The sequence below is a fragment of the Sphingomonas parva (ex Maeng et al. 2020) genome (genome assembly GCF_004564275.1).
Lineage (GTDB): Bacteria > Pseudomonadota > Alphaproteobacteria > Sphingomonadales > Sphingomonadaceae > Allosphingosinicella > Allosphingosinicella parva.
Genome location: NZ_SPDV01000002.1, coordinates 257,515 through 265,521 on the forward strand (window position 1 = coordinate 257,515; position 8,007 = coordinate 265,521).

9 protein-coding genes are annotated in these 8,007 nt (G+C 70.1%); 6 read left to right on the forward strand and 3 right to left on the reverse strand.

Annotated elements, in window-relative coordinates; all coding sequences use genetic code 11:
• Positions 1–68: 68 nt before the first annotated feature.
• Both E2493_RS02390 and E2493_RS02395 read right to left on the reverse strand, forming a co-directional pair.
• Positions 69–455: a response regulator gene (locus E2493_RS02390; protein ID WP_135083331.1), complete on the reverse strand. Its 387-nt coding sequence runs from the start codon at positions 453–455 to the stop codon at positions 69–71.
• Positions 452–1,900: a sensor histidine kinase gene (locus E2493_RS02395; RefSeq protein ID WP_318531671.1), complete on the reverse strand. Its 1,449-nt coding sequence runs from the start codon at positions 1,898–1,900 to the stop codon at positions 452–454. Before E2493_RS02395 ends, E2493_RS02390 begins: the two co-directional genes overlap by 4 nt.
• A gap of 153 nt (positions 1,901–2,053) precedes the next feature.
• Here E2493_RS02395 and E2493_RS02400 point away from each other — a divergent pair, with 153 nt between their 5' ends.
• The 5 genes from E2493_RS02400 (at position 2,054) to E2493_RS02420 (ending at position 5,156) form a co-directional block, all read left to right on the forward strand.
• Positions 2,054–2,974: an SDR family NAD(P)-dependent oxidoreductase gene (locus tag E2493_RS02400; RefSeq protein ID WP_225421093.1), complete on the forward strand. Its 921-nt coding sequence runs from the start codon at positions 2,054–2,056 to the stop codon at positions 2,972–2,974.
• A gap of 67 nt (positions 2,975–3,041) precedes the next feature.
• Positions 3,042–3,659, forward strand: coding sequence for a flavodoxin family protein (locus E2493_RS02405; RefSeq protein WP_135083336.1), 618 nt, complete (start codon positions 3,042–3,044; stop codon positions 3,657–3,659).
• 133 nt (positions 3,660–3,792) lie between these two features.
• On the forward strand, positions 3,793–4,041 hold the full coding sequence (locus E2493_RS02410; protein ID WP_135083338.1) for a DUF6894 family protein: 249 nt from the start codon (positions 3,793–3,795) through the stop codon (positions 4,039–4,041).
• Positions 4,042–4,167: 126 nt separating this feature from the next.
• The gene (locus tag E2493_RS02415; RefSeq protein ID WP_135083340.1) at positions 4,168–4,947 is read left to right on the forward strand and encodes a Crp/Fnr family transcriptional regulator; all 780 of its coding nucleotides are present in this window, start codon (positions 4,168–4,170) and stop codon (positions 4,945–4,947) included.
• A 2-nt stretch (positions 4,948–4,949) separates the two neighbouring features.
• Positions 4,950–5,156: a hypothetical protein gene (locus tag E2493_RS02420; RefSeq protein WP_135083342.1), complete on the forward strand. Its 207-nt coding sequence runs from the start codon at positions 4,950–4,952 to the stop codon at positions 5,154–5,156.
• Between the two features lie 4 nt (positions 5,157–5,160).
• Here the strand turns inward: E2493_RS02420 and E2493_RS02425 are convergent, their stop codons facing one another.
• On the reverse strand, positions 5,161–7,485 hold the full coding sequence (locus E2493_RS02425) for a GH92 family glycosyl hydrolase (protein WP_135083344.1): 2,325 nt from the start codon (positions 7,483–7,485) through the stop codon (positions 5,161–5,163).
• 301 nt (positions 7,486–7,786) lie between these two features.
• On the opposite strand from E2493_RS02425, the gene E2493_RS02430 reads away from it, so the two are divergent.
• Positions 7,787–8,007: phage integrase N-terminal SAM-like domain-containing protein (locus tag E2493_RS02430; protein ID WP_167737344.1), on the forward strand; the 221-nt coding region annotated here is incomplete at its 3' end.

The following is an 8,007-nucleotide window of genomic DNA, read 5'->3' on the forward strand; positions in this document are numbered from 1 at the left end:
TACGACGTCCATGCCGCACAGCTTAAGGCTGCATCGCCGGAGTCATTCCGCCCCGACGAGTGGGGTGTTCAGGCGCCGGCGCCGGTCAGCAGGCGCGAAGTGGTGGAGACGACCTGTCCAGGGCCGACGGGCTTTTCAAGCCGCTCCGTCTGCGCATAGGCTTCCGGTATGACGTTCCCTTCGTAGCCGGTGACGAAGGCGAACGGCACGCCGAGGCGCGACAGCTCCTTGGGCAGGTCGAACGACGGGCCCTGGCCGAGATTGACGTCCAGCAGCGCGCAATCGGGCCTCTTCTCCTCGATCAGCCGCAGCGCGTCGGTCGCCGTCGAACAGGGGCCGAGCACCGTCGCCCCGGCCTGCTCCAGCGCCTCCTGCAGATCGGTCGCCAGATAATAATCGTCCTCCAGGACGAGCACGCGCGCGCCCGCCACACCGGCCGCCGGATTGGTGGTCATATCGTGCCGCCATCCATGTCGAGGATGCTTCCGCCCGGCACCAGCGGGAATTCGATCTCGCTGCGCAGCCCGCCGGGCCGCAGCTCGAAGCTGCCCCGGCCTCTCAGCTCATACGGAATTCGGCTGGAGATCAGCTCCGTGCCGAAGCCGCGCCGCAGCGGCCCCGGTACGAGGATCGGCACGCCGTTCTCCGCCCAGTTCAGGACCAGCCAGTCCCGCCCGTCGCGCGGCTCGACCCGCCAGGCAATGTCGACATGCCCGTCCCTGTGCGAGAAGGCGCCGTATTTGGTCGCGTTCGTCGCCAGCTCGTGCAGGGCCAGCGTCAGCACTTCGGCGGCCTTCGGCGCCAGCGCCACGTCCGGCCCGCGGATCGAGACCTGGTCCTCGGAGGCGGCCTGCGCGAGCAGCTCGTCGCGCACGATCTCCTCCAAATCGACCCCGACGCCGGGCCGCCGCGTCAGCAGAGCCTGCGTCCTCGCCAGCGCCGCGATCCGGCCTTCCAGGTGCTGGACGTAATCCTCCGCCGATCTCTCCTCATCGTGCGAGCGCCGGACGATCGATCGGATCACCGCCATGATGTTGCGCACCCGGTGCTGCAGCTCGGCGAGCAGCGTGTCCTGAAGGTTCAGCGAGCGTCTTCGTTCGGTAACGTTGGTGAACAGCACCGCGACACGGTTCTGCGCGCGGTCCAGGGCGAAGATGTTGAGATCGAAGACCCGGCCGAGCGCCGGTTCCGTCTCCTCGACGCGCAGCGCCGTTCCGCTATCCAGCGCCTGGCCGTACAGCGCCGCCCAGCGCGGATTGGGCGTGCCGAGCAGCTCGGTCGCCGTCCTGCCGACAGGGTAGGGCATCGCCGTATGCTCCATGAAGGCCGGATTGACCTCGAGGAAGCGGAAGTCCGCCCAGCGCCCGGTCTCGTCCTTCAGCACCTCGACCACCGCATAGGCCTCGTCCATCGAATCGAACAGGCGGCGGTACTTGGCCTCGCTGTCGCGCAGCGCCTCCTCCGTCCGCTTGCGGTCGCTGACGTCCCGCGCCGCGCCGAACCATTCGACAATCCGCCCGTTTTGCCCGCGCAGCGGCACGGCGCGCGAGAGCACCCAGCCGATGCTCCCGTCGGCGAGGCGGACGCGATGCTCGAGCTCGAAGATCGTCCCGGTGGCGATCGCCTCCCGGATCGCCGCGCCCACCCGCTCGCGGTCCTCCGGCAGGATGTAGTGATCGGCCCAGTCCTCGGTCGCCTCCGACGTCACCGCCAGCGTGTCGCTGTCGAGCTGGTACATCAGCCGCCACTCGGGGCTCATCCGGTAGACCGAGAGCGCGCCTGCGGTGGCGAGCGCGCGGAACCGGTCCTCGGCGGTGGGCGCCGCCGGCGTCCCTGGCCCTCCGCCGGCCTCTGCCGTGCCGATATCCGCTTTGGCGGCGTCGTCCATGCTCTCTCGCATCATGCCGATCATAGCCCAACGCTCTGCCCCGGGGACAGGTCCGGAGGCCGTTTCGCTTTCGACGGGCTGCGGCGGAAGCCGCCGGACGAGGAACGCTCCGACGCTCCCCGCGTCTTGTTCGCAGAGGCCGTCGGCCGAATGCAGGAGATGAGAATGAAATTCGGAGAAAAGCCCCTCGCAGTCATCACCGGCGGCTCGACCGGCATCGGCCTGGAGCTCGGCCGGGAGTTCGCCCGCGCCGGTTACGATCTCGTCATCGGCGGCCAGGACGAGGGCAAGCTCGCCGCCGCGGCGGCGGCGCTGCGGGGCGAGGGGGCCGAGGTGGTCACCGTCGCTGCCGACCTCACCCGTCCCGAGGAGGTGGAGCGCTTCCACCGCGAGGCGACGGCGAGCGGGCGTCCGGTCGCAATCTTCTGCGCCAACGCCGGCGTCGGCATGGGCGGTGGCGATTTCACCGAGACCGATCTTCACTCCGAGCTGCGCCTGATCGACCTCAACGTGCGCAGCCAGGTTCATCTGACCAAGCTGATCCTTCCGGCGATGGCGGCGCGCGGCGAGGGGCGGATCCTGTTCACCGCGTCGATCTCGTCGATGATGCCGGGGCCGTTCGAGAGCGTCTATTCCGCCTCGAAGGCCTTCGTCCATTCGTTCGCCGAGGCGCTGCGCAACGAATGGGCGGACCGCGGCGTCGTCGTCACCGGCTTCATGCCGGGGCCGACCGACACCAATTTCTTCCATCGCGCCGGCATGGACGAGACTCCGGCCGGCGAGGGCAAGAAGGACGATCCGGCGCAGGTCGCCCACCAGGCCTTCAAGGCGCTGATGGCCGATCGCCATCATGTCTTCACCGGCAGCCTCAAGACGAAGGTCCAGGGCCTGGTGACCAACGTCCTGCCGAGTCCGGCGCTCGCCAGGGTCCATCGCGGCATGACCGAGCCCAACGATCGGCGTGCGGCCCGGTCGGGCGGTCCGGGCGCGGCGGCGATCGCGGGCGGCATCGCTCTCGCCGCGGTCGGCGTCGCCGCGGCCGTCGGCGTCGGCCGGCGGAGCAGGGCGCTGGAAGAGGCGGAATGACGGGCTGCCGGGGCCTGGGCGCGCGAAGCGCCCGGCCCCGGTCGTTCCCACGGACAGGAGACGAAGCGTGACGCTGAAGGCAATCGCACTGAACTGCAGCCTCAAGGGGCGGGCCGGCGAGCAATCGTCGACCGACAAGATGATCGGCCTGGTCGCGAGCGCGCTCGCCGCCCACGGCGTCTCGTTCGTCGAGACGATCCGGATCGTCGATCATGACGTCAGGCCCGGCGTCACCTCGGACGAGGGCGAGGGGGACGCCTGGCCGGACATCCGCCGCCGCATCCTCGCCGCCAACATCCTCATCTTCGGCACGCCCGTCTGGCTCGGGCAGATGTCGAGCGTCGCCAAGCGCGTCCTCGAGCGGATGGACGCCTTCCTCAGCGAGACGGACGAGCAGGGGCGGATGCCGAGCTACGGCAAGGTCGCCGTCGCCGCGATCGTCGGCAACGAGGACGGCGCGCACGGCATCAGCGCCGATCTCTACCAGGGCCTCAGCGATACCGGCTGGACGATCCCGGCGGCGGCGGTCAGCTATTGGGTGGGCGAGGCGATGGGCAAGACCGACTTCAAGGAGCTGCCGGAGGTTCCGGAAAAGGTGCGGTCCACCGCCGCGATGGTCGCGTCGAACGCCGCCCACCTCGCAAATTTGCTCGCGAAGCAGCCTTATCCCGGCGTCGGCGGCTGAGCGGCGTGGGCGAAAGTCGCGATGCCCAAAGATGGTACAGGCGGCGGGCGGCCGGCGAAACGCGACGGACCGGCGCCACCGTGGCGCGCCGCATGCGTTATCCGCACGCTCTTCCACTGCACCGGCCGGCCTGATGCCTCGCTATTTCTTCCACCTCTACAATGCGATCGGGATCACCCGGGACGAGGAGGGGCAGGAGCTGCCGAGCGTCGAGGCGGCCCGCGCGTCGGCGGTGAAGGTGATCCGGGACATCCTGCGCGACGAGATCGGCAGCGGCGCGCTCGGCATCGGCGGCCGGGTGGTGATCGCGGACGAGGCCTCGGCGATCGTGGGGACGGTGCCGTTCGGCGAGGCTGTCCGCATAGATTCGACCCCGCACTGAGGATGCCGCCTCCGGGCGGGTGAATTTTTCTTCGGCGAATGTCGACTCCCGGACAGACTCGCCGCTCCCCAGCCGCTATTCAATGGGAGGGACGTGGCCGCAGGTCTCGTGTGGCGGGGAAATGGCATGATCAAGAATGGCGCTGCGCGTGCCGACGGGGACGCTGCCAAGGTGAACTTCGCGGGCAATCGCTTGCTCGCCACCTTCAGCCCGGCCGAGCGGGCGCTGCTGACCGGCGCGGCGCTGCCGGTCAGCCTCAGGAAGGGCGAAATATTGTGGCAGCCGGGGGAGGCGATCCCGGCGAGCTACTTCCCCTGCGCCGGGACCCAGATCTCGCTCGCCGTCGATCTCGCCGACGGCGCGCGCGTCGATGTCGCCACGATCGGCAAGGAGGGCGCCGCCGGCGGCATCGTCAGCTGCGGCACGGCCCACGCTTTCGGCACCGCCAGCGTCCAGGTCGGCGGAGCGGCGATCCGCGTCGATCTCGCCGAGCTCGAAGCCGCCAAGGCGCGATCCGCGCACATCAAGAGCCTGTTCTGCCGCTATTCCGATGCGCTGCTCGCCCAGGTCATGCAGTCGGTCGCGTGCAACGCCAGCCATGCGCTGGAGGCGCGCCTCTGCCGCTGGCTGCTCTCCTCGCACGATCGCGCCGCGGGAGACGACATTCCGGTGACGCAGGGGGTGCTCGCCGAGATGCTCGGCGTGCAGCGGACCACCACCAACATGGTGCTGAAGACGCTCAGCAACAGCGGCGCGGTCGAGCTGAAGCGCGGCACCATCCGCGTTCTCAGCCGCGCGACGCTCGAGGAGCTCGCCTGCGAATGCTATCGGGTGGTGGAGGAGCATTTCGCCCGCGTGCTGCCGCCGCTGAAGCCGCAGCAGGTCGTCCCGGACGACGAGGCCTGACCATGGCCGCACCCGTTTATTATCGCTTGTACCTCCTGCGCGGCGGCCATTTCGTCAGCATGAGCGACTTCCACGCTCTCGACGATGCGGAGGCGCTGCGGCTCGCCGGCGCGAAGGTGTCCGCCGAAGGCGGCGAGCTCTGGTGCGGTGCGCGCAAGGTCGGCGACGTCAGCGCGCCCTCGCCGACCGCCGCGCTCCACGAGGAGTGAAGGCTCATCGCGGCGGTGAGGAGGCGGAATAGGGCCGGGCGCTCGGGCCGGTCGCCCATCTGCGGTTCGGCGCGGCCTGCATCCGGAAGCGGAGCTCTCCCCCGGCCATGATCTCCTTGTGGCGCAGAAAGCTGCGCGCGAGCGGGCGTCCGTTCAGCGTCACCGCGCCGACATAGGGCCGGCTGTCGTCGAGCCCGTCGGCGACGATCGTGAACCTCTTGCCGTTGGGCAGGGTCAGCGCCGCGCGGTGCACGAACGGCCGGCCGATCACATATTCGAGGCTGCCGGGCGCGACCGGGTAGAAGCCGAGGCCGGTGAACAGCAGCCAGGCCGACATCTGGCCGAGATCGTCATTGCCCGAGAGCCCGTCCGGCGTCGGCTTGTACTGGCTCTCGACGATTTGCCGCAGCCGCTCCTGGGTCCGCCACGGCGCGCCCGCATAATTGTAGAGATAGGCGACGTGATGGCTCGGCTCGTTGCCGTGGATGTACTGGCCGATCAGCCCGGCGATGTCCTCGGCATGGCTGTAGTCGAGCTTCGAAGTGTCGAATTCGAACATCCGGTCGAGCCTGGCAATCACCGCCCGGTCGCCGCCCATCAGCCGGAACAGCCCGGCCTGGTCGTGCGGGACGAACCAGCTGTACTGCCAGGCATTGCCCTCGGTGTAGTCCGATCCGTAGTTGATCGCGGTCGGATCGAACGGCGCCCGGAATGTCCCGTCGGCCTTGCGGGCGCGGACGAAGCCGGTGCGCGTATCGAACGTGTTCCGCCAATAGCCGGCCCTTTTGTCGAACTCGGCGGCGAGGTCGCCGCGGCTCAGCGCCCGCGCCATCCGCGCGATCGTCCAGTCGTCATAGGCATATTCGACCGTCTTGGACGCGGCCTCCGGCTCGCGATCGATGGCGACATAGCCGCGCGCCATATAGTCGCCGAGCCCGCCATAGGGCGCGTAGCGGGCGCTCTTCACCATCGCGTCGAGCGCGGCCGCGGCGTCGAAGCCCCTGATGCCCTTCAGATAGGCGTCGGCGATCACCGGCACGGCATGATAGCCGATCATCGTCCAGGTCTCGCGCCCCTGGAACTGCCAGACCGGAAGGATGGAGTGCGGGCTCGCCTCCTGGCTGGCGACCAGCGAGCGGACGATGTCGCTGTTGACTCTCTCCGGCTGGATCAGCGTCAGCAGCGGGTGCTCGGCGCGGAACGTGTCCCACAGCGAGAAGGTCGAGCGGAAGGTGAAGCCGTCCGCCTGGTGGACCTGGTCGTCGGGACCGCGGAACCGGCCGTCCGAATCCCCCGCTATCGAGGGCGCGATCAGGCTGTGGTAGAGCGCGGTGGCGAGCATGCGGCGCATCGGCGTGGGCGCGTCGATCTCGATCCGGCCGAGCTCGCGCGACCAGGCCTCCTGCGCCCTGGCCCGCACCGCGTCGAAATCGCCCGGCTCGGCGGCAAGGTTGGCCAGCGCGCCCGCCGCGTCGACCGACGAGATCGCCACCCGCACTTCGAGCGGACGGTCGAGCCGGCCGAAATCGAGCCGGGCGACCAGGGCGCGCCCCGCCCGCTCGGCGACGGCGTCGGAGCCGCGGCCCGGCCCCTGGAAGCCCTTGTAGGGGACATCCTCCTCGGTGCTGACGAAGGCGTGGCCGGTGAGCGGCGCGGAGAATCGCATCGCGAAGAACAGCTTGCGGGCCGGCGCCCAGCCGCGCGTCTCGCGCATCCCGGTGATCGTGCCGTCGGGGTGCAGCCGCAGCGACGACCACAGGATCTTGCCGGGGTAATCGTACAGCGAGGAGCGCAGGTCGAGGACGAGGTGCGCGGCGTCGGACGGCCGGAAGCGGTAGCGATGGACGCCGATCCTTGTGCCGGCGGTCATCTCGGCCCGGACCCGGGCATCGGCCAGCGTCACCGCATAATAACCGGGCGAGGCGGTCTCCTCGTCGTGCGAGAAGCGCGAGCGATAGCCGGAGCCCGGCCTCGCGGCGTCGCCCGGCTCGAGCAGCACCGCCTCGCCGCTCACCGGCATCACCAGGATGTCGCCGAGGTCGGAATGGCCGGCGCCGGAGAAATGGGTGTGGGAGAAGCCCTGGATCGTCGGGTCGTCATGGCGATAGCCGGCGGCGTGATCGTAACAGGCGCGGATCACGCAGGCCGTGTCGGTGTCGGGGCTGAGCTGCACCATCCCGAACGGCACCACCGCGCCGGGGAAGGTGTGCCCCTGGCCGCCGGTGCCGATGAACGGGTCGACGTCGGCGAGCGTGCCGCCCGGCGGCGGCGCCGCCGCGGCCAGCGCGAGCGCCAGGGCGGGGAGGGCGAGCGTGGCGCGCAGGGGCATGTCGGGCCTTCGGCAGAGGACGATGGCTGCGAACCTGCCCGCCGCGGCGCGGCTTTTCAATCGGCGGCACGATGCGCGGGGAACCGGTGACAGGCGCGGGGCCTGCGCCGCGCCTCGGCGCGTGCCCGCATCGCCGGCGGCGCTTCACCGGCGCCGGCGCGACCGCTGAGCGCCAAAGCACGAACCCGCTCGCGCGGGATTGGTGAGGGCGGTGAGGCCGCGGGTCATCGATAGCGCTTGAGCGCGTCGGAGTCGTCCTCCGAGCCTGAGGGGTCACCCTTCAGCTCGAGAGGAAGACGCGATGACGACACAGATCCCCCGTCCGATCACCCCGCTCCGCCAGCGTATGCTCGAGGACATGGCGATGCGCGGCCTGCGCGAGGGCACGCAGCGCGACTACATCCGCTTCGTGCGCAGCTTCGCCGCTTTCCTGGGGCGGCCTCCCGACACCGCCACGGCCGAGGATATCCGCCGCTTTCAGGTCCACCAGGCCGAGAGCGGGGCGCAGGCACCCACCGTCAA